Annotated in this window: 22 protein-coding genes; 11 read left to right on the plus strand and 11 right to left on the minus strand. The window is 69.6% G+C overall.

What is annotated here, in order from left to right; translation table 11 throughout:
* Window position 1 precedes the first annotated feature (1 nt).
* Both A7B18_RS09355 and A7B18_RS09360 read right to left on the minus strand, forming a co-directional pair.
* Window positions 2-391 carry a prepilin-type N-terminal cleavage/methylation domain-containing protein gene (locus A7B18_RS09355; protein ID WP_102126428.1) on the minus strand — a complete coding sequence of 130 codons (390 nt, stop codon included), beginning with the start codon at window positions 389-391 and terminating at the stop codon, window positions 2-4.
* 66 nt (window positions 392-457) lie between these two features.
* Entirely contained in the window at window positions 458-826 is a 369-nt protein-coding gene (locus A7B18_RS09360; protein WP_102126429.1) for a prepilin-type N-terminal cleavage/methylation domain-containing protein, read from the minus strand.
* Window positions 827-1,164: 338 nt separating this feature from the next.
* Here A7B18_RS09360 and dnaB point away from each other — a divergent pair, with 338 nt between their 5' ends.
* The 5 genes from dnaB (at window position 1,165) to nrdR (ending at window position 5,974) form a co-directional block, all read left to right on the plus strand.
* Window positions 1,165-3,753, plus strand: a complete 2,589-nt coding sequence (gene dnaB / locus A7B18_RS09365; protein WP_102126430.1) for a replicative DNA helicase — start codon at window positions 1,165-1,167, stop codon at window positions 3,751-3,753.
* Entirely contained in the window at window positions 3,753-4,430 is a 678-nt protein-coding gene (locus A7B18_RS09370; RefSeq protein ID WP_102126431.1) for an NUDIX hydrolase, read from the plus strand. Before dnaB ends, A7B18_RS09370 begins: the two co-directional genes overlap by 1 nt.
* 120 nt (window positions 4,431-4,550) lie before the next feature.
* Window positions 4,551-4,757 (plus strand): hypothetical protein, encoded by a 207-nt coding sequence (locus A7B18_RS09375; RefSeq protein ID WP_102126432.1) that lies wholly within the window; start codon window positions 4,551-4,553, stop codon window positions 4,755-4,757.
* Window positions 4,758-4,797: 40 nt separating this feature from the next.
* Entirely contained in the window at window positions 4,798-5,511 is a 714-nt protein-coding gene (locus A7B18_RS09380; RefSeq protein WP_102126472.1) for an SDR family NAD(P)-dependent oxidoreductase, read from the plus strand.
* Window positions 5,512-5,521: 10 nt separating this feature from the next.
* Window positions 5,522-5,974 carry a transcriptional regulator NrdR gene (nrdR, locus tag A7B18_RS09385; protein WP_102126433.1) on the plus strand — a complete coding sequence of 151 codons (453 nt, stop codon included), beginning with the start codon at window positions 5,522-5,524 and terminating at the stop codon, window positions 5,972-5,974.
* Here nrdR and A7B18_RS09390 read toward each other — a convergent pair.
* The 4 genes from A7B18_RS09390 to hisF are packed head-to-tail and all read right to left on the minus strand — an operon-like array spanning window position 5,952 to window position 8,160.
* On the minus strand, window positions 5,952-6,092 hold the full coding sequence (locus tag A7B18_RS09390) for a hypothetical protein (protein ID WP_219722107.1): 141 nt from the start codon (window positions 6,090-6,092) through the stop codon (window positions 5,952-5,954). The two genes, nrdR and A7B18_RS09390, sit on opposite strands and share 23 nt — an antisense overlap.
* 55 nt (window positions 6,093-6,147) lie before the next feature.
* The gene (locus tag A7B18_RS09395; RefSeq protein WP_102126434.1) at window positions 6,148-6,696 is read right to left on the minus strand and encodes a 5-formyltetrahydrofolate cyclo-ligase; all 549 of its coding nucleotides are present in this window, start codon (window positions 6,694-6,696) and stop codon (window positions 6,148-6,150) included.
* Window positions 6,697-6,709: 13 nt separating this feature from the next.
* Complete coding sequence (hisIE, locus tag A7B18_RS09400) at window positions 6,710-7,372, minus strand: bifunctional phosphoribosyl-AMP cyclohydrolase/phosphoribosyl-ATP diphosphatase HisIE (RefSeq protein ID WP_245872809.1); 663 nt, start codon at window positions 7,370-7,372, stop codon at window positions 6,710-6,712.
* Window positions 7,369-8,160 carry an imidazole glycerol phosphate synthase subunit HisF gene (gene hisF, locus A7B18_RS09405; RefSeq protein ID WP_102126435.1) on the minus strand — a complete coding sequence of 264 codons (792 nt, stop codon included), beginning with the start codon at window positions 8,158-8,160 and terminating at the stop codon, window positions 7,369-7,371. The genes hisIE and hisF overlap by 4 nt, the downstream gene beginning before the upstream one ends.
* A gap of 154 nt (window positions 8,161-8,314) precedes the next feature.
* Here hisF and A7B18_RS09410 point away from each other — a divergent pair, with 154 nt between their 5' ends.
* The 3 genes from A7B18_RS09410 to A7B18_RS09420 all read left to right on the plus strand — a co-directional run bounded on the left by A7B18_RS09410 (window position 8,315) and on the right by A7B18_RS09420 (window position 10,201).
* Window positions 8,315-8,731, plus strand: a complete 417-nt coding sequence (locus A7B18_RS09410) for a response regulator (RefSeq protein WP_102126436.1) — start codon at window positions 8,315-8,317, stop codon at window positions 8,729-8,731.
* A 67-nt stretch (window positions 8,732-8,798) separates the two neighbouring features.
* Entirely contained in the window at window positions 8,799-9,626 is an 828-nt protein-coding gene (locus tag A7B18_RS09415) for a DUF72 domain-containing protein (protein ID WP_102126437.1), read from the plus strand.
* A 35-nt stretch (window positions 9,627-9,661) separates the two neighbouring features.
* Window positions 9,662-10,201, plus strand: a complete 540-nt coding sequence (locus A7B18_RS09420; protein ID WP_102126438.1) for a HEAT repeat domain-containing protein — start codon at window positions 9,662-9,664, stop codon at window positions 10,199-10,201.
* 79 nt (window positions 10,202-10,280) lie between these two features.
* Here the strand turns inward: A7B18_RS09420 and A7B18_RS09425 are convergent, their stop codons facing one another.
* Window positions 10,281-10,796 (minus strand): GNAT family N-acetyltransferase, encoded by a 516-nt coding sequence (locus A7B18_RS09425; RefSeq protein ID WP_102126439.1) that lies wholly within the window; start codon window positions 10,794-10,796, stop codon window positions 10,281-10,283.
* A 194-nt stretch (window positions 10,797-10,990) separates the two neighbouring features.
* On the opposite strand from A7B18_RS09425, the gene A7B18_RS09430 reads away from it, so the two are divergent.
* Complete coding sequence (locus A7B18_RS09430; RefSeq protein ID WP_102126440.1) at window positions 10,991-13,429, plus strand: transglycosylase domain-containing protein; 2,439 nt, start codon at window positions 10,991-10,993, stop codon at window positions 13,427-13,429.
* A 14-nt stretch (window positions 13,430-13,443) separates the two neighbouring features.
* On the opposite strand, the gene A7B18_RS09435 is transcribed toward A7B18_RS09430, so the two are convergent.
* Window positions 13,444-14,415 carry a phosphotriesterase family protein gene (locus A7B18_RS09435; protein WP_102126441.1) on the minus strand — a complete coding sequence of 324 codons (972 nt, stop codon included), beginning with the start codon at window positions 14,413-14,415 and terminating at the stop codon, window positions 13,444-13,446.
* 197 nt (window positions 14,416-14,612) lie between these two features.
* Between A7B18_RS09435 and A7B18_RS09440 the strand changes: the two genes are divergently transcribed.
* A complete protein-coding gene (locus A7B18_RS09440; RefSeq protein WP_102126442.1) occupies window positions 14,613-15,884 on the plus strand; it encodes a hydroxyacid-oxoacid transhydrogenase in 1,272 nt (423 codons plus the stop codon).
* 6 nt (window positions 15,885-15,890) lie between these two features.
* Here the strand turns inward: A7B18_RS09440 and A7B18_RS09445 are convergent, their stop codons facing one another.
* From A7B18_RS09445 to A7B18_RS09455, 3 genes are read right to left on the minus strand one after another with little or no spacing between them, the layout of a single operon-like run.
* Window positions 15,891-16,235 carry a YraN family protein gene (locus A7B18_RS09445; protein WP_102126443.1) on the minus strand — a complete coding sequence of 115 codons (345 nt, stop codon included), beginning with the start codon at window positions 16,233-16,235 and terminating at the stop codon, window positions 15,891-15,893.
* Complete coding sequence (locus A7B18_RS09450) at window positions 16,232-16,900, minus strand: HAD family hydrolase (RefSeq protein WP_102126444.1); 669 nt, start codon at window positions 16,898-16,900, stop codon at window positions 16,232-16,234. The genes A7B18_RS09445 and A7B18_RS09450 overlap by 4 nt, the downstream gene beginning before the upstream one ends.
* Window positions 16,897-17,298: a putative dsRNA-binding protein gene (locus tag A7B18_RS09455; RefSeq protein WP_245872810.1), complete on the minus strand. Its 402-nt coding sequence runs from the start codon at window positions 17,296-17,298 to the stop codon at window positions 16,897-16,899. The genes A7B18_RS09450 and A7B18_RS09455 overlap by 4 nt, the downstream gene beginning before the upstream one ends.
* A gap of 109 nt (window positions 17,299-17,407) precedes the next feature.
* On the opposite strand from A7B18_RS09455, the gene A7B18_RS09460 reads away from it, so the two are divergent.
* On the plus strand, window positions 17,408-18,679 hold the full coding sequence (locus tag A7B18_RS09460; RefSeq protein ID WP_102126445.1) for a uracil-xanthine permease family protein: 1,272 nt from the start codon (window positions 17,408-17,410) through the stop codon (window positions 18,677-18,679).
* Window positions 18,680-18,909 lie beyond the last annotated feature (230 nt).

Here is an 18,909-nt window from a genome sequence, read left to right on the forward strand (position 1 = left end):
CTTAGTTTCCGGCAATCACTGTTCTTCCGTTGTGATAAAAAGTCTTCTCGGTCACGCTGTTGACTGTAACTGTATAATCGTCTTTGTCTGGGTTGATCTCGATTACGGTAGTGATGACAGAGCTGGGGCGCGAGAGACGTGCCTCACCTAACTGAGGATCTTCGCAACTGGTCACGTTGGGGAGTTTTTGGGTGACGGAATCACGTGCAGATTCTATGGATGTCACACAGTGGCGCAGGTAGGCGATCGCCGCGCCGTTGTTGGAATGACGGCGGGCAGACAGGAGATTGGGAACAAGGACGCTGGCGAGCAGGCTGAGAATGGCTATCGTGATCAGGAGTTCCACCAGGGTGAAGCCGCGATCTTTTTGGTGTGATCGTCTCAGATTCATAGTCTTGACACCCTATAGAAACAACCCCCACCCGATCAGGTGAGGGTTGGCGCTTCATGCTCAGCCTTAGCTGCCTTCGACGACTTCCTTGCCGTTGTAGCTGAAGATCTTGTTGGTCTTGCTGACAGCCCTGATGGTGTAGCTGTCGGTAGCAGGGGTGTAGGTGATGGCGCAGCTCGTCAAGCCAGCGGGAGCCGCAACGCCCTGGAGCGTGGCGCAGTTCGTCTCGGTCGGCAGCGCCTGAGTCACGGAGTTGCGGTTGGCCTCGACGGCGGTGACGGTGTTGCGGACGAAGCTCTGGACGGCGCTATCGTTGGCGCGGTTACGGGCGCTGAGCAGGTTGGGGATCAGCACCGCCGCCAGGATGCCGATGATGGCGATCACGATGAGCAGCTCGATGAGGGTAAAGCCCTGGGTACGCGTCTGGTTCTTCATTTTCTTCTCCTGGTTGACCGTCGGGATAAGGAATCGGGAGATGGTCCGTCGGGTCGGGGATGGCGTTGCAGGTGCGGGTGTCTCCCGTCCTTGCTGAGAAGAGGTTAGGAAAGGAGTCCTAACAGGCCTCTTACTGCTCCTTGCCTAAGGGCGGGGGCCCCGGCGGGGGGAGGCGGTGCGGCCCGGGCCGGGGTGGTATGATGCGCGGCAGTTCAGCCTGGTCGTGATCAGGCGAATGGGTCGAGCCTCGGCCCCACCAATTCCATTCCCGGCATGTGCCGCGCGTCGCCTTTCATGGGCGCCGTGCCCGGCGTGACGTGCCTGAAAGAGGTCCCCCCTTGGAACTCACGCCGCGCGTTCCCCCGCACAGCAACGACGCCGAGATCAGCGTGCTGGGGAGCATCCTGCTCGACAACGACACCCTCGCGCAACTGGGCGACACGGTGAGCCCCGAGATGTTTTACCGGGAGGGTCACCGCAAGATTTTCGCGGCGATGCGCACATTGCAGGAGCGGGGCGAGCCGGTCGATCTGGTCACCCTCAGCGAGGACCTGCGGGTGCGAGGGCAGCTCGACGAGGTGGGGGGCCTCACCTACCTGATCGGGCTGGCGGATCAGGTGCCGACCGCCGCCTACGCCGAGCACTACGCGCGGATCGTGCAGGAAAAGCACACGCTGCGGCAGCTCATCAGCGCGTCGGGCAAGGCGATGCAGCTCGCCTACGAGGCGCAGCTTCCCTTAGAAGACCTCCTCGACCGGGCCGAGAAACTGATCTTCGAGGTTGCCGAGCAGAAGAAGGCCGAGGGCTTTCAGGAGATGAGCGAGGTCGTCCACGACACCTTCGAGTACATCACCCTGCTGCACGCCAACAAGGGCATCCCCGACGGGGTGAGCAGCGGCTTTCGCGACCTCGACGAGCAGATCAGCGGGTTGCAGAAGGGCAGCCTGAACGTGCTGGCGGCGCGGCCCTCGATGGGCAAGTGCGTGACGGCGGACACTCCCATCGACGTGCCGGGCACCGGGGAGAGGATCACGGTCGCGGACTTCGTGCGGCGGGGGCTGCCCACGGTGCTGAGCGTGACGCCGGACGGCAGACTGCGCGAGTCGCGGGTGGGTGACTGGATCGACAGCGGCGTGAAGTCCGTGCGCCGGGTGACGACGCGTACGGGCCGGGTGGTCGAGACCACACCCCATCACCCCTTCCTGGGTGTGGACGGCTGGACTCCCCTGTACGACCTGCGGGTGGGCGACCGCATCGCCGTGCCGCGCGCCGTGCCCGTGTTCGGGAAGCGGGACGCTCTCAGCCCGGAGCGGGTGCGCCTCCTCGCCTACCTGCTGGCCGAAGGCGGCCTGACCCAGAGCCGCCCCCGTTTCACCAACGCCGACCCCGCACTCGCCCTGGACTTCCGCCGCTGCCTCGCCGCCGAGTTCCCCGGGGTGGAGATGCAGGTGGACTCACGTACGGGTATCGACTACCGGCTCAGCCGGAAGTGGCAGGCGGGGGAGCGCAAGGACCGCCCCAATCCTCTCACCGACTGGCTGCGGGAACTGGGCGTATGGGGTAGGCACGCCGAGGCCAAGCGGTTCCCGGCGGTCGTCTGGACCCTGACCCGAGACGCCCTCGCCTCCTTCTTGCGGGTTCTGATGAGCTGCGACGGCACGATCTACGCGCTGGCCGGGAAAGCCCGGATCGAGTTCACGGTGGCGAGCGAGGCGCTGGCCGAGGGCGTGCATCACGCGCTCGTGCGCTTTGGCATCGTGAGCAAGCTCTGGCGCAAGACGGAACGCTCCTGGCGGGTAGAGATCACCGAATCGCGCAGCGTGGCCGATTATCATACGAAGATCGGCTGGCTGGGCGAGAAGGCGGGGCGGGCCGTTCCGGTCAGTGCCGGAACGCGTTCCAACGTGGGGCACCCCCCCACCGGGGCCTGGGCGCACGTGCGCCGGGCGGCGACGGAGCGCGGTCTCAGCCTGTCTGCCCTCGCCCGCGCGGCGGGGGAGAAAACGCAATCCGGCTTCAACGCGCACACCGGGCGCAGCCTCCCCCAAACCCGCGCCGCCCGTTACGCCGCCGTCCTCGCCGACCCGCACCTCTCGCTGCTGGGGAGCGACGAGCTGTACTGGGACGACATCGCCTCCATCGAGGATGTGGGCGAGCGGCAGGTGTACGACCTGACGGTGCCGGGCGACGCCAACTTCATCGCCGCCGACCTCTGCCTGCACAACACGGCCTTCGCCCTCTCCATCGCCCAGAACGTCGCCCTGCGCGGCGAGAAGACGGTGGCGGTCTTCAGCCTGGAGATGCCCAGCGTGCAGCTCGCCCTGCGGATGCTGTGCAGCGAGGCGCGGGTGGACATGAACCGCATCCGCAGCGGGCAGCTCAACGAGCGCGACTTCGAGAGGTTGGCCCACGCGGCGGGCCGCCTCGCCGAGGCCCCGATGGTGATCGACGACGAGCCGGACCTCACGCTCAACGGTCTGCGCAGCAAGCTCCGCCGCATCGCCGCGCAGCACGGGCAACTCGGGCTCGTCGTGATCGATTACCTGCAACTCATGTCGGGCGGCAAGAACAACGGCGGGAGCGACAACAGGCAACAGGAGATCAGCACGATCTCACGTGGGTTGAAGGGACTGGCGCGTGAGCTGGAAGTGCCGATCATGGTTCTCAGTCAACTGAGCCGCGCGGTGGAGCAGAGACCGAATCACAGGCCGATGCTGTCTGACCTACGTGAGTCGGGCGCGATTGAACAGGACGCAGATATCGTCATGTTTATCTACAGAGACGAGTATTACAACAAAGAAACCGATCAACAGGGCATCGCGGAAATCATCATCGGCAAGCAGCGCAACGGGCCCGTCGGCACGGTGAAGTTGCAGTTTCACTCGGCCCACGTCCGGTTCAACGACCTCGCGCCGGAGGGCGTCTGATGACGGACGACGTGAAGGCCCTCCCGAATGGCGCCGGGGGGCAGCGGCGGCGCAGGCGCAGGCGCAACACGCGGCCAGGGGCGGTGCCGGGCCCCGGGCAGGTGTCCTCCGCCACGACCGTGCCCGTGCCCGCCGCGCCGCAAAAGCGCGGGCAGAAGCGGTCCCTCGCCGAGCCGCGCATCGGGGTGGGCTGCATCGTGCTGCGCGGCGAAGAGATTTTGCTCGTGCGCGAGCGCGGGCGCTGGTCGCTGCCCAAGGGCGGGCTGGAGGCGGGCGAACTCGTGCAGGAGGGGGCGCGGCGCGAGACCTACGAGGAGACCGGGCTCGTGGTCGAGCTGCGCGACCTCGCCTTCATCGTCGAGTTCCAGGCGCAGACGTGGGGCCACCACCTCCAGTTCTTCTACACCGGGCGGGAAGTCGGCGGCACCCTGGCTCCCCGCGACCCCGACCGCGACGTGCAGGAGGCCCGCTTCGTGCCCATCCGGCAGTTGCGCGAGTTCATCCGCTTCCGCCCCCGCCTCGTCGCGCTGGAGACGTGGCTGCGCGAGCGGCGGCCCCGGCACTTCGTCTTCAACCTCGACAAGGAGCCCGCCATGCTCCGCAAACGCCGCCGGGTCGGCGTGAGCCCCGCCCTGCCCGAGGTGCCCGACGACGGGAGCGAGGAACCCGACCTGTAGACCGGAAACGGGGGCGACTCACCCCCTGCCACCCCTCCCGAGACAACGCCGGCCCCCGAAATTGTCGGCCTGGAGGGGATCTCGCCGTTTCACAATTCCCCTTTCTGCTATGATCAGAATATGAAACGTCCGTTACGTCTCCAAGAGGATCTTCAGCCTGCCAGCGGACGCGGCTACATGCACGTCTGCCCGTTGTGCGGCCAGCCCCTTTCCCTTCACGACACCCGCGACGGGGACCAGGCGTACTGGTGTGTGCCCTGCGGCAAGGGGCACCGGGCGGGAGAGCTGCCGCTGGGTGCGCTGCGCCCCCTGCCGCACGCGGGCTGACCGATCTGCCCGGCGGGGTTGGGGCGCTATGCTGGGCGAGATGACTGCTCCCCCTCTTCCCCCTGGTGCCGGGCACGTGCTGGACGGACAGGTGATCGCCGTGACGAGTGCCGACCAGGGCTACGGGCGGGCGATCAGCGCGGCGCTGGCGCGGGCGGGGGCGAGCGTGGTGCTCGTCGGGGGCAACAGCGAGACGCTCGCTGCCGCCGCGAGCACCCTGGAACTCGCGGGCGGGACCGCCGTGCCCATCAAGGCGGACGTGGGCGTGCCCCTCGACTGGCTGAGCGCGCAGACCCGCATCCTGGAGATTTTCGGGGCGCTGCACGGCATCGTGCACCTCGCCGACAAGCGGGCGCACACCAACTTCACGCTGCTCAGCGAGGCCGAGTGGATGGAACTTTTCAACTGCAACGTGAAGAGCAGCGTCGGCATCGCGCAGATCGTCCGCCGCCGCCTCAGCGGCACGTGGCTGACCATCGTCGGCCCGCACCTCGACGAGCGCGGATTGCAGGTCTACCCCCAGCGCGGCGCGATCCGGGGCCTGGTCGAGCACGCCCACGACGAGGAATTGCGGATCAACCTCGTGCTGCCGGGGCGGGCGAGCACGGGGGAGGAGGCGCTCGACAGGCCGCTGGCCGACGCCGTGCTCGCCCTCGCCACCCCGGCCCTGCTGCACCTGCGCGGCACCGTTCTGGAGGTGCCTCTCCCTCCGGCGCCGAGGGTGCGCCCCCCCGACCCCGCCCTGCTGCTGTGAGGTGGGTGCAGTGAGGTGCCCCTACTGCTCGGCGCCCGACTCCAAGGTGGTCAACTCGCGCCCCAGCGACGACGGGGCGAGCATCCGCCGCCGCCGCGAGTGCCTGCGCTGCGCCCGGAGATTCACCACCTACGAGCGGGCCCAGCTCGAACCCCTGATGGTCGTCAAGCGCGGCGGCCAGCGCGAAGCCTTCAACCCCGACAAGCTGCTGCGCGGCCTGACCCTCGCCACCGAGAAGCGCCCGGTGCCCGCCGAGTTGCTGCGCGCCTTTGCCTACGGTTTCGAGGACGAGGTGCAGGTTCCCGAGATTGAGAGCGGCGAGATCGGCAAGCGCGCGATGAGCTTCCTGCGTCCCCTCGACGACGTGGCCTACATCCGCTTCGCCAGCGTGTACCGCGACTTCGACAGCCTGGAGCGGTTCATCGAGGAGATTCGCGGGCTCAAGGACGGGGACGGGAAGTAGGGGAGCTTTCAGCCACCAGCCCGCGCCAGAAGAGCAGCACGACGAGCACGATGCCCAGCCCCGTCACGATGCCCACCGGCAGGTTCGCCGTCGTCAGCACGTCGCGCAGGAACAGCACGAGACCCGCGCCGGTGCGTCACACTGCCGTGACCGTCCGGGAGGACTCGGGCCGCTCACACCCTCCCGACCCCCAGTTCCGTCACCAGGAAGCCGACTCGCAGGTCGTGCCCCTCGGCGGGCAGGTCGGGAACGATGAGGGCCTCCGGGATGACGCCGACCGTCAACCCGGCGAAACCTGGGAGCAGCCGGTCGTAAAAGCCGCCCCCGTAGCCCAGCCGCACGCCGGAGCGGTCGAATGCCAGGCCGGGGAGGAGGACCGCCTCCACCGCCGTGAGGGGCACGCGCGGCGCCCCTGCTGGGGGTTGAAGGGCGCCGAAGCGGCTCGGCTCGGTTGCCGTCTCCCAGGGGTGGAGCGTCAGGTGCGGCCCGGGCCGGAAGCGGGCGCGGGTGGTGAGCAACTCGAACTCCCGCGCGAGGGCGTCCACGTCCGGCTCACCCGGGAGGGCGCGGTAGGCCAGCACACATCGCACCTTCCGGGAGTGAAGGAAAGCGGCGAGGTGGGCCGTGATCTGGGCCGAATGGTCCGGCAACCCCGCCCGCACCCCGCGCGCCCAGATCCGCCACTCGGCCTTGGGAGCCTCCGGCGCGGGACGTGTGAGCATCAATTCTCCCCGCCTACCCGACCTCCTTCGGTCCCTTCAATCCGCTGCGCCCCTCCCGCCCCTGCAACACGGCGCCCACGTCGGCGGGACTCACCCCGACCTCCGCCATCACGAAGAGGGTGTGGAAGAGCAGGTCGGCGACCTCGGTGGCGAGTTCGGCCCGGTCCCCGTTCTTCGCCGCGAGCAGCACCTCGCCCGACTCCTCGGCGACCTTTTTCAGCACACGGTCAAGGCCCCCCGCGTGCAGCCGCGCGACGTAGCTGTTCTCGGGCAGGGTGGCGAGGCGCCCGGTGATCGTCGCGTAGACCCGCTCCAGGGTGCCGTCGAGCCCCGTCGTCGCCCCTTCCTCCCCCAGCAACGTCCGGTGGAAGCAGGAATACTCCCCGGTGTGGCAGGCGGGGCCGGTCTGCTCGACCCGGTAGAGCACGCTGTCCCCGTCGCAGTCGAGGGCGACCGAGACGACCCGCTGGGTGTGGCCGCTCGTCGCTCCCTTGACCCACTGCTCGCCGCGCGAACGGCTGTGGTAGGTCGCCTCGCGCGTCTGGAGCGTCCGCTCCACCGCCGCCCGGTCGGCGTACGCCTGCATCAGCACCGCGCCCGTCCGCGCGTCCTGGGTGACGACCGGGATCAGGCCGTCCGCGCCGAACCGCAGGTCGCCCAGACTCGGGGCCGTCACCGCTCCCTCCAGTCGGGGCGCACGGGCAGCCCCTCCCGCCCCAGGAAGGTCTTCACCTCGGGCACCGTCAGCTCCCCGAAGTGGAAGACGCTCGCCGCCAGCGCCGCGTCCGCGTGGCCGCCCGACTCGCCGCCGAGAAGCACGTCCCGGAAGTCCTCCAACTTCCCGGCGCCGCCCGAGGCGATCACGGGGAGGTCCACCGCCAGGGCGACCGCGCGGGTCGCCTCCAGGTCGAAGCCCGCCCGGGTGCCGTCGGCGTCCATCACGTTCAGGCAGATTTCGCCCGCGCCCAACGCCTGCCCCCGCTCGGCCCACTCCAGAAGGTCGAGGCCGGTGTCCACCCGCCCGCCGCCGACGTGGACCGTCCAGCCCTCCCCGCCCGGTCGCCGCTTGGCGTCGATGCTGAGCACGACGCACTGGGCGCCGAAGTGGTCCGAAGCCTCGCGGATCACCTCGGGGCGCCGCACCGCGCCGCTGTTCACGCTGATCTTGTCGGCCCCGGCGAGGAGGAGCTGGCGGAAGTCGGAGACGGCATTCACCCCGCCGCCCACCGTCAGCGGCATCATGACCTGCTCGGCGACGCGGGCGGCCACGTCCAGCATCAGGGAGCGGCCCTCATGGGTGGCGGTGATGTCGTAGAAGACCAGCTCGTCGGCCTGCTGCGCCTCGTAGGCCCGGGCGAGCGCGAGGGGGTCCCCGGCGTCGCGGTGGTTCTCGAAAAACCGGACGTTCTTGACCACCCGCCCGTTTTGCACGTCCAGGCAGGGGATGATGCGCTTCGTGAGCATAGGGGTCAGTCTACGCGCGCGGCCCGCACGGTTCCCGGCCTGGCCCTCAGCCGTGTAGACGAATGGGGCCTGGTCCGTCTTGTCTCCCCCGGTCACCTTGATAGAATCTTCATGCTTGGACCCTTTAAGCTGAGATCGCAAGGGGGAGTGACCCGTGGAACGCCGACGCATCCTGCTCGTAGACGACAACCCGCATGACGTGGAACTCGCCCTGAATGCCTTTCAGGAGGGCGGCGACGAGCATGAGGTTCATGTGGCGGGCAGTGGTCCGGAGGCGCTCGCCGCGCTGCGCTGCACGAAGCGGCTGCCCGATCTGATCCTGCTCGACCTGAAGATGCCCCAGATGGACGGCCTGGCGGTGCTCGACGCCATCCGCGGAGAGGCGGCGACCCGCGACATTCCCGTGGTCATGCTCACCACCAGCGGCGAGGACCGCGACATCCAGGCGAGCTACGCCCACGGCGCGAGTGCGTACGTGGTCAAGCCGCTCGACTTCGGGCAGTTTCAGGAAGCGGTGCAGACGATCACCGACTTCTGGGCGCGGCTCAACCGCCACCCCCGCTTCGGCTGAGCAGGCCCCGGCTGGGCTTGAGGGCCCGTTCATCCCCGCGCCCCTCGCGCCGCATTAGGCTGCCCCCATGCGCGTATGGATCGGCTGCGGCGGCTACAGCAACGACGAGTGGGCGGCTCCCGGCCTGATCTACGAGGGCGTCAAGAAAGACGCCTACCTGGAGACCTACGCCCGGCACTTCGACGCGGTGGAACTCAATTCCTCGTTCTACGCGATTCCCGGCCTCAAGGCCTTCGAGGGTATGGCCCGCAAGAGCGCCGGGCGCACCCGCTTCACCGTCAAGGTCAACAAGGTCTTCACCCACGACCGCGCCCCCACCGACGCCGACTTCGACCGGATGCTCCAGAGCCCTGAGCCGCTGCGGGAGGCCGGTTTGAAAGGCCCCTACCTCGCCCAGTTCCCGTACTCCTTCCACCGCACGGGCGACAACCGCAAATACCTTCTGGGCCTCGCCGAGCGCTTCGCCGGGCACGAACTCGCCGTCGAACTGAGGCACGCCAGTTGGGACAAACCCGAGGTGCGGGAGGGCATGGCCGAGTACGGCCTGATCTGGGTCAGCCCCGACTACCCGGTGGTGGGCGGGATGCCCGAGCCCCAGGTCCACGTCACGACCGACGTGGGGTATCTCCGGCTCCACGGGCGCAACAAGGGCAGTTGGTGGGAGGGCGGAAGCGCCGCCGAGCGGCACGACTACCTTTACAACCGCGCCGAGATGGACGAGTGGGCGGAGAAGATCGCGCTCGTGGCCGACGACCTCAGCGAGCTGTACATCTTCTTCCAGAACACGACGAAGGGCCACGCGCTGAAGAACATCCCCATGCTGCGGGACGCCCTGAACGCCCGCGGCGTTCCGGTGAAGACACCCGACCCGGCGGACGACGGTCGGCTGGTGTGAGGGGAGTTGTGCTTGGACCGTAAGGGCCAACGTCCATGCTCGTAAACCGACAGCACACCCTTGCTCGTCTCGCGCATCTGGTGGACGCGCCTCCCGATTCCGCGCAGGTAAAGCGGTTTTACAACGAGTGGAACGCCCTGTGGTCTGCTGTGCATCAGCTCGCAGAGTTGCAGGATGGTGACCTCCTGCCTCTCCTGCGGCGTGCCCTCCGGCACCCTGACCCGTTCATCCGTGAGGGTGCGTTGGAGCTGGCAGGATTTCACTACGACTTGACGGACGATGCCGAACTGCTCGGGCACCTTCGCCTCATGCTGCATTCGGATGCCAGCGAGGATGTCAGGCTGGCCGCCGCCAGCGTCCTTGGGGTGCAGGCCAATGCCTGGGATGAGGCTCTTGTTTGGGCGCTGACGAACGATCCCGACGAGGATGTTCGCCGGGCTGCCTTCGCGGGACTCCTGCGGCTGCTGAGGTTAGGACCCGGCCCGGAGGAGCGTTGGCTGAGGGAAGTCGAGGCCGGACGACTTGGGCTTACTCTTGACGCTCTCCGGGCCATAGCCGCTCGGTACGACCTCTGATCATCCTGCGCAGGCCCCGTCCAACCCCCGCCCCTCATGCTTCCGGTGGACGACGGGTGATTGATCTGACCGTCAACAGTCACTCCCGATGGTCAAGGCGGTAAAACGCGTGGGGAACGCCCCGCCACTCCCGCTCCTCCGTCGGCGTGAAGCCCACCTTCTCCAGCACCCGGCGGCTGGCCCCGTTCTCCACATGGGCGAAGGCGATCAGGTCGCGGCTCAGCGAAGGGTCGGGGTGGGCGAAGTGCCACTCCACCAGGGCGCGGGCGAGTTCGGTCGCCAGCCCCTGCCCCCAGCACTCCGGCGCGAGGAGGTACCCCAGTTCGCGGTGGGTGCCCCCATCGGCGAGGCCGAAGCCGCCGCGTCCGACCGTCTGGCCGTCGCGGCCTTGCACGCGCCACTTGGTCCAGCCCCGCTCGTCCTGCTCCCGCAGGAAGTCGCCCAGCCGCTCCCGTGCCTGCTCGCGCGTGTACGGCCCGCTGATGAAGTAGCGCATGGTGAGCGGGTCGGCGTGCAGGCGGTGGAACTCGTCGAGGTCGGCCTCTTCCCAGAGGGTGACGGTGAGGCGCGGGGTGGTCAGGATGGTGGAACGCACGGCCCCAGGGTAGAGGCTCGTTGCCCTGGCCCCATGTTAACCCCCGTCCAACCCCCGCGCCTCATTCTTCCGGCGGATGACGTGCCCTCCCACCCCGCCTACCCTGGGCCGTGAGATGTCTGCTCCCGCCCGCCTCCCTTCCACCGTGACCCGTGCTCCCGGCGGTCACATGAAAGGCCGGTAGAGTAGACCCTATGCGGTTTTTCACTGGCCTCGGCGTCCTGCTCCTGCTCGGAACGGCGGGCGCGGGCGGCCTGTGGTGGATGTGGGGGCGCGACCTCCCGAGCGTGGGCGACCTCGACGTGCTGGAGTTCAGCGGCCAGACCCGCGTGTACGACCGCACGGGTAAGCTCGTCGGGACGCTGACGCCGACGCTCGGCAGCGGCGAGAGCGTGAACCGCCACCTGCTGCAACTCGGCGAGATCAGCCCTCCGCTTCAGAAAGCCATCGTGACGAGCGAGGACCGCCGCTTCTTCGAGCACCACGGAGTCGATTACATCGGCATCGCGCGCGGGCTGCTCAAGGGCCTGCTCAAGAACGACCTGGAGGGCGGCTCCTCCATTACCCAGCAGGTCATCAAGAACACGCTGCTCGCCGACCTGAAGAGTGCGCGCACGCCCGAGCGCAAGTTCAAGGAAGCCGTCCTGGCCTACCAACTGGAGCGCAGCTTCACGAAGGGGCAGATTCTCAATGCGTACCTCAACGTCATCTACTGGGGCGACGGGGGCCGCAGCGACATCGTGGGGGCCGAGACCGCCGCGCGGGCGTATTTCCGGAAGAGTGCCGCCGAGCTCAACCTCGCCGAGAGTGTCTACCTCACGACCCTGGTGCCCGCGCCCAACAAGCGGTACAAGGACTTCAAGGCGTACCGGCCCCTGATGCGCGACCTCCTCGACCGGATGGTGGAGGACGGGCGGGTGACCCGGGGGCAGGCCAACGTCGCGTGGCGCACGCCGATCTACCCGGCGGGCTGGCGCATCGGCTGGAACAGCGACGGTACCGTGCGCTCCGCCGTGCTGGAGCGGCCCGGGAGGTTGCAGGAGAACATGCCCCGGCCCCCCGTGCAGTCGGCCTTCCACTACCTCCAGGCCGTCGAGCGCGAACTCATCCCCCTGATCGGGCGCAAGGCGCTGTACGGCGGCGGCAAGGTCTTCACCGGGATGGACCTCCAGGCCCAGCAAAGCGCCGAGCGGGCCAGCCTGAACGCGCGGCTGCCGGAAGGGGCGACCCTGGGCATCGCGCTCGTGAACCCTTTGAGCGGGGAGGCGCTGGCTCTCGTCGGGCAAAAGCTCACGGGCGGGCGCCCGGGCGACTGGAACAACGCCACCCAGGCGCGGCGGCAGGTCGGCTCCTCGATCAAGCCGCTGCTCTACACCCTCGCGCTGGAAAAGGGCTGGAAGCAGAGCGACGTGGTGCTCGATTCTCCCATCGCGGGCGACTACCAGCCGCAGAACTACGACGGGCGCTGGACGGGCCGCTACGTGACGATGCGCTACGCCCTCGACCACAGCCTCAACCTCCCCACCGTCCGCATCGCGCAGGAGATCGGGCTGAACACCTTCGAGGCCAAGTTGCGCGACCTGGGCCTCACTCCTCCCGCGAACGCCGGATTGCCCCTGAGCATCGGGACGCTGGAGGCGAGCCCCCTTCAGATGGCCGCCGCGTACGCCTCTTTTGCCAACGGGGGCCTGTACTACGCGCCCTCCCTGGTGCGGCGGGTGGAGGACGGGCGCGGCCAATTGCTCTACACCCGCCCTGCCCCCCAGGCCAAGCGGGTGTGGGACGCGCGGACGGCGTGGCTGGGGCTCGACATGATCCGCGGCGTGGTGAACGACCTCACCGAGGATCAGGGCGGGCTCGCCACCCGCGCGCAGATTCCCGGCTGGGACGTGGGCGGCAAGACGGGCACCACGAACGACGTGAAGGACCTGTGGTTCGCGGGGGTCACGCCCCTGGTCTCGGGTGCCGTCTGGGTCGGCAAGCAAGCGGGCGGGCCGCTCCCGAACTGGGCCTACAGCGGCGAGATTCCCACGCCCGTGTGGCAGCAGGCGGTCTCGGGCGCGCTCGCCGGGCGGTCCCGGCAGGCTTTCCGCGAGCCCGGCGGCGTCACCTCCCGGGTGGTGCGTCAGGTCGAGATGGCCTTCCGCGAGGAGGAGGCTGATGCCGAACAGGTCGCCCACGACGGCAGCCGTCAGGAGAGCGGGGGAGGCTTTTTCGGCAGGCGCAACCGTGCCCCCGCCCCGGTCCCTCAGCCCGAGCCCCAGCCCGAGATTGTGACCGAGCCGCCCGTGGTCGAGGCGCCCGTCGAACCCGTTCCACAGGAGGAGGTGCCTGTCAGCGAGCCTCCCGCCGACGAGAGCTTCACCGGGGACCCGGGCAGTTTCGACAGCGGTCCCCCGGCGGACGTGCCCTTCCCCGAGGAACCCGAGAACCCGCGCGTCGAGCAGAGGCTTCCCGAGTCTGATTTCACCGAGGCTCCCGAAGCCCTGCCCACCGAGCCCGAGCCCGAGCCGCTGCCTGAGGGCCTTCCCGGCGAGGAAGGCATCACCGAAGACTCCTCCCCGCCGCCCGACAGTTTCTTCCAGAACGGCGAGGACGGAAGCGGCGGCCAGGACGCCCCACCCGCGTACTGACCCCCGGCCCCCGGCTAGCCGAAGACCCGCGCCGGGTTGCCCACCGTCATCTGCTCGATCTGTGCCCGCGTGACGCCCCGGCGCTCCAGCTCGGGCAGGATGTCGTCGAAGAGGTGCAGCGGGTGCCAGTCCTTGATCGCGGGCAGTAGCGCTTCCGGCATGGGCAGGGGGCGGCCCAGCCACTGCCAGATGCTGTCGTGCGAGAGCAGAATCCGGTCGGCGTGCCCGTCGCCGAGCAGGGCTTCGAGTACCCTCAGCCGGTCGCTGTCGAGCGGCATCCCCACGATGCCCTGGAGGCCGATGCGGTCGAAGGCGATGCTGACCCCGTGCCGCAGCGTCTCGCGGTGGTAGCTGGGGTCGGTGTTGCCGTCCATGTGGCCGATCATGATGCGGCTGGGGTCGGCGCCCTCGCCCACGAGCAGTTCCGCCTGCTGCGGCCCCTGCGTGCCCTCCTGCGTGTGGGTGATGATGGGCACGCCCGTCTCGCGCTGCACGCGGGCCGCCGCCTGGAAGAAGACCCGCTCGTAGGGCGTGATCTCGTCCCGGCTGCTCGCCAGCTTGAGGACGCCCGCCCGGATGCCCGTGCCGCCGATGCCCTCGGTGACCTCCCGGAGCATCATGTCGTAGACCTCCTCCACCCCCGCGCCCAGCGAGAAGCGGAACTTGAAGTAGGTCGTGCCGCCCTCGCCCTCGTAGTAGTAGCCGCTGGAGCAGAGGATGTTCAGGCCGGACCTCTCGCTCACCTCGCGCAGGAACAGGGGGTCGCGCCCGCACTCGTTCGGGGTGGCGTCCACGACGGTTTTCACGCCCCGCGCCTTGACCGCCTCGGCCATCTGGAGGCACTGGGTCAGCACGGCCTCCCGGTCGAAGCCCCCGAGGGTCACGTCTCCCTGATAGCCGGGGTAGCCGAAGATCACGTGTTCGTGGGGCAGGGTCAGGCCGAGTTGATCGGCCTCGACGGGTCCGGTGACGGTCTGTGCGCTCATGGGGACTCCTGGGAGAAAGGGGAGAGGGCTGGACGGTCGTTCGCCGCCCGGGTCTGGCTTGTGGAGTGGGGCTCATCTTAACGGCTCGTCCGGGGTCGTCAAGCCGCACGGTTGAGCCGCTCCCAGGTGGGTGTTAGGCTGCCCGGGCTTTTCAAGGACGATCTGGCCGGGAACTTTCCTCGGCCTGGAGGTGACGCATGACCGTGACCGAGCACGAGACGATCTTCACCATCGAGGCCACCCCCGTGAAATTCGGGGCGGGCGCCGCGCACGACGCCGGGTGGGAACTCGCGCGCCTGGGCGTGCGCCGCGCCTTTGTGGTCGTGGACCCGGGGGTGCGGGAGGTGGCCGCACCCATCCTGGAGAGCCTGCGTGCGTCCGGTGCCGATCTCATCGAGTGGGACGACGTGGAGACCGAGCCGAGCCTGGACGCGTTGAATCGGGCGGTGACGGCAGCACGGGAGGCCAACCCGGACGGGTTCGTCGCCATCGGTGGGGGAAGCGCCATCGACACGGCGAAGGTCGCCAACCTCCTGACCACGCACGGCGGCGAGATCATGGATTACGTGAACCCGCCCGTGGGTGGGGGAAAGAAGCCGCCCTCGCCCCTGCGGCCCCTCCTCGCCATCCCGACGACCGCGGGCTCGGGGTCCGAGGCGACGACGGTGGCGATCCTCGACCTGCCGGAATTAGGAATCAAGACGGGCATCAGCCACCGCACCCTGCGCCCCACCCAGGCCATCGTGGACCCGGAGCTGACCCGCTCGGCGCCGGGGGCCGTGATCGCCTCGGCGGGGCTGGACGTGGTGTGCCACGCCGCCGAGAGCTTCCTGGGCCGCCCGTACACCAGCCGCCCCCGGCCCGCGACGCCCGACGACCGACCGCCCTACCAGGGGAGCAACCCGGTCGCCGACCTCTGGTCCGCGCAGGCGATCCGCTACGGGGGCGAGTATTTACGCCGTGCCGTCCACGACGGAGACGACGTGGAGGCGCGCGGCTTCATGATGCTCAGCGCGACGATGGCGGGGGTGGGCTTCGGCTCGGCGGGCGTCCACATCCCGCACGCCTGCGCCTATCCCCTGGCGGGCCTCAAACACGTCTACCGTCACCCCGGCTACCCCGGCGGGAAGGTCTTCGTGCCCCACGGCTTCTCCGTGATCGTGACCGCCCCCGCCGCCTTCCGCTTCACCTTCGACGCCGACCCGGAAAAGCATGTGCGGGCCGCGAGTCTCCTGACGGGCGAGGCGTACAGCCCGGACGACCGCGAGGCGTTGCCGGGCGCCCTGACTGCCCTGATGCGCGACGTGGGGGCGCCGAGCGGCGTGCGCGAACTCGGGTACGACGAGGCGGACATCCCCGCGCTCGTGGACGGGGCCCTCAAGCAACAACGCCTCCTCGCCGTCGCGCCGAAGCAGCCGACCGGGGACGATCTGGCGCAGATTTTCCGCGACTCGATGGCGAACTGGTAGACCCGGCTACGCGCCGTCCAGCGGGATCAGCGTGACCGTCCCCGTCCCCGCCGCGCCGTCGATGGTCAGCACCTCCAGGCGGCAGGGGAGGTCGTCGCGGCCATGCTCGCGGGTGAGGTAGGTCAGGGCGGCGCGGTGCATCAGGGCGAGCTTGCGCGGCGTGACACTCTCGGCGGCGCCCCCGAAGCGGGCGTTCTTCCGCTGCCGAACCTCGGTGAAGATGAGCGTCCCGCCCTCGCGGGTGATCAGGTCGATCTCGCCCCCCGGGAGGCGGTAGTTGCGCGCCACCACCTCACGCCCCAGGGCTTGCAGGTGGGCGGCGGCCCGGTCCTCGGCCTCCGCCCCCTTCAAGCCAGCCACTCGCGCCAGCGGGTGAAGTCGGGGACGGTCAGGACCGCACCCGCCGCGAGCAGGGAGGCGGGAGGTGCGGTCGTCGTCAGCGCCACGACCGTGCACCCCGCACCCGCCGCACTCTTCACCCCGTTCACCGCGTCCTCGTGGGCGAGGCAGGCGCCGGGGTCGAGGCCGAGGAGCGCGGCGCCCCGCTCGAAAGGCTCGGGGTGGGGCTTGCCGCGCGTGACGTGTTCGCCCAGCACGCGCGGCCCGAAGCGGTGCCCGAGCCCCAGCGCCTCCATGCCGAACTCGACGTTCACGGCGTCCGCGCTCGTGACCAGGGCGAAGGGGACGCCGCGCTCCTCCAGCGCGTCCAGGTACTCGCTCAGGCCCGCGACCTCGCGCAGGTGTCCACGCGCCAGATCGCGGTACCGGGTCTCCTTGGCGACGTGGAAGCGCCTCGCCAGGTCCTCGTCGGGTATCTTCCCGGTCAGGCGCTCGATGATCTCGGGGTTGCGCCCACCGTCCACCTTGGTGTCGAGGTCGTGGGCGGTGAGTGTGAGGCCGAGCAGCTCGGCGGCGACCTCCTGCCACGCCTGACGGTGCCAGGGGTTGTTGCTCGTGAGCACGCCGTCCATGTCGAAGAGGACACCTGCCGGGCGGGTGGGGAGGGGCAGGCTCACCCCTCTCCCGGCCCGTGCCCGAGGTCGGCGAGCAGGTCGCGGTAGAGCCGGGCGGCCTCGCGGCGCACATCGTCGAGGCCCGCGCCCTCGCCCGCGAGTTCGAGGGCCACCTCCAGCGCCTCGGCGAGGACGGGGGCGTAGATCGGCCACGCGCCGCCCGGTTCGGCACTCTCCCTCCCGGCGTCGAGGGCCGCGAGGGCCGCTTCCGCCGCCGCGCGTTCGGCGTCGCGTTTGGAGCGGCCCTCGCCCTCGCCGAGCACCCGCCCGGAGACGCTCACGGTCGCGTGGAAGGTGCGCTCGTGCGCCGGGCCCTCGGCGGTCGCGTCGAAGGTCGGTGTGCCCAGGCCGAGTGATACCAGCCGCGCGATCAGGTCTCCCTTGGGATTGATGGCCGTCATGCTCGCCAGCGTAGCGTGCGCCGGGCCTCCCTGCGCCCCGGGCCTCACGTCCAGCCCACCCGGTTCTTTCCCGAATCGGCAGGGGGTATGCTCGCCCACCGGAGGCCCCATGACCCAGACCGCCGACCCCGCCCCGCCCTCCGGTCCCCTCCGTCCTGAGCGCCGCCTCGTGCTGGGCCTCCAGCATTCCATCGCCATGTTCGGCGCCACCGTCCTCGTGCCCATCCTCGTCGGCCTCTCGCCCAGCGTGGCCCTCTTCGGCGCGGGGGTCGCCACCCTGCTCTTCCACCTCCTCACGGGCGGGCGGGTGCCCATCTTCCTGGGGTCGAGCTTCGCCTTTATCGCGCCCACCACCCTCGTCGTCAAGGAACTCGGGCCGGGTCCGGCGGCGGGCGGATTGATCGCCGCCGGGGCGATGTACCTGCTCTTCAGCGGGCTGGTGCGGGTGTTCGGCACCGACCGCCTCCTGCGCGTGTTTCCGCCTGTCGTCACCGGGCCCGTCATCATCGTGATCGGGCTGGGGCTGTCGAACGTGGCGGTGAGTCAGGCGAAGACGAACTGGTGGCTGGCCCTCGCCACCCTGCTCGCCGCCGTGGTCGCCAGCGTGTTCGGGCGCGGTCTTTTCCGCATGATCCCCATTCTGATCGGGGTGGTCGTCGGCTACGTCGTCGCGCTGCTGACGGGGGCGGTGGACGCCAGAGCCTTGCAGGCCGTCGCCGCCGCGCCCCTGCTGGGGCTGCCGGACTTCCACGCGCCGACCCTCGACTGGCGGGCGGTCGCCATCATCGCGCCCGTCGCCGTCGTGACCTTCATCGAGCATGTGGGCGACGTGATCGTGAACGGGCGGGTGGTCGGGCAAAACTTCCTGCGAAACCCGGGGCTGAGCCGCACCCTCTTCGCGGACGGCATCGCCAACATGAGCAGCGCGGCCCTCGGCGGCCCGGCGGCGACCACCTACGCCGAGAACACGGGCGTGCTGGCCCTCACCCGGGTGTACGACCCCGCCGTCTTGCGGATCGGGGCCGTCTTCGCCGTCCTCTTCGGCTGCTCTCCCAAGCTGGCCGCCGTGCTGCGCAGTCTCCCGCCGGGGGTGCTGGGCGGCGTGTCCATCCTCCTCTTCGGGATGATCGCCTCGGTGGGCATCCGCACGCTGGCCGAGGCGAAGATCGACTTCGCCCACTCGCGCAACCTGATCGTGGTCAGCCTCATCCTGGTGCTGGGGCTGGGCGGGGCGGCCTTTCCGGTCGCCGTGGGCGGAACGACGCTCACCCTCTCGGGCATGGCGCTCGCCGCCGTCGTCGGGATCGTCGCCAACCTCGTGCTCCCGGCGCAGCGGCGCGAGGTGGACGGGGCGGAGGAGGGGGAGCGGGTCTTGCACTGAGGTGGGGGAGAGGTGGGCGAAGACGGCTCCCTGGGCGCTCACGCACCTCGAAAGGCTTGGTCAAACCCGCCTCCTGTCCGCACTCGCGCAGCGGCGCGGCGACCTGGAGCGGACGACGAACGGGCGTCGGGGAGGGACGTGACTCCCCAGGCGAGGCGGGGCACCCCGGCGTCAGTCTCCTCCGGTGCCGCGCCCACCCGGCCCTCCGCGGCCTCTGTTGCGGAGATTGT

Source organism: Deinococcus planocerae (genome assembly GCF_002869765.1).
In the GTDB taxonomy this organism is placed as follows: domain Bacteria; phylum Deinococcota; class Deinococci; order Deinococcales; family Deinococcaceae; genus Deinococcus; species Deinococcus planocerae.

Excerpts from the sequence above, each read along its gene's own strand:
- A7B18_RS09355 (WP_102126428.1), bottom strand. The coding sequence starts at position 391 with ATGAATCTGAGACGATCACACCAAAAAGATCGCGGCTTCACCCTGGTG.
- A7B18_RS09360 (WP_102126429.1), bottom strand. The coding sequence starts at position 826 with ATGAAGAACCAGACGCGTACCCAGGGCTTTACCCTCATCGAGCTGCTC.
- A7B18_RS09370 (WP_102126431.1), top strand. The coding sequence starts at position 3,753 with ATGACGGACGACGTGAAGGCCCTCCCGAATGGCGCCGGGGGGCAGCGG.
- A7B18_RS09375 (WP_102126432.1), top strand. The coding sequence starts at position 4,551 with ATGAAACGTCCGTTACGTCTCCAAGAGGATCTTCAGCCTGCCAGCGGA.
- A7B18_RS09380 (WP_102126472.1), top strand. The coding sequence starts at position 4,798 with ATGACTGCTCCCCCTCTTCCCCCTGGTGCCGGGCACGTGCTGGACGGA.
- A7B18_RS09395 (WP_102126434.1), bottom strand. The coding sequence starts at position 6,696 with ATGCTCACACGTCCCGCGCCGGAGGCTCCCAAGGCCGAGTGGCGGATC.
- hisF (WP_102126435.1), bottom strand. The coding sequence starts at position 8,160 with ATGCTCACGAAGCGCATCATCCCCTGCCTGGACGTGCAAAACGGGCGG.
- A7B18_RS09415 (WP_102126437.1), top strand. The coding sequence starts at position 8,799 with ATGCGCGTATGGATCGGCTGCGGCGGCTACAGCAACGACGAGTGGGCG.
- A7B18_RS09420 (WP_102126438.1), top strand. The coding sequence starts at position 9,662 with ATGCTCGTAAACCGACAGCACACCCTTGCTCGTCTCGCGCATCTGGTG.
- A7B18_RS09430 (WP_102126440.1), top strand. The coding sequence starts at position 10,991 with ATGCGGTTTTTCACTGGCCTCGGCGTCCTGCTCCTGCTCGGAACGGCG.
- A7B18_RS09435 (WP_102126441.1), bottom strand. The coding sequence starts at position 14,415 with ATGAGCGCACAGACCGTCACCGGACCCGTCGAGGCCGATCAACTCGGC.
- A7B18_RS09440 (WP_102126442.1), top strand. The coding sequence starts at position 14,613 with ATGACCGTGACCGAGCACGAGACGATCTTCACCATCGAGGCCACCCCC.
- A7B18_RS09455 (WP_245872810.1), bottom strand. The coding sequence starts at position 17,298 with ATGACGGCCATCAATCCCAAGGGAGACCTGATCGCGCGGCTGGTATCA.
- A7B18_RS09460 (WP_102126445.1), top strand. The coding sequence starts at position 17,408 with ATGACCCAGACCGCCGACCCCGCCCCGCCCTCCGGTCCCCTCCGTCCT.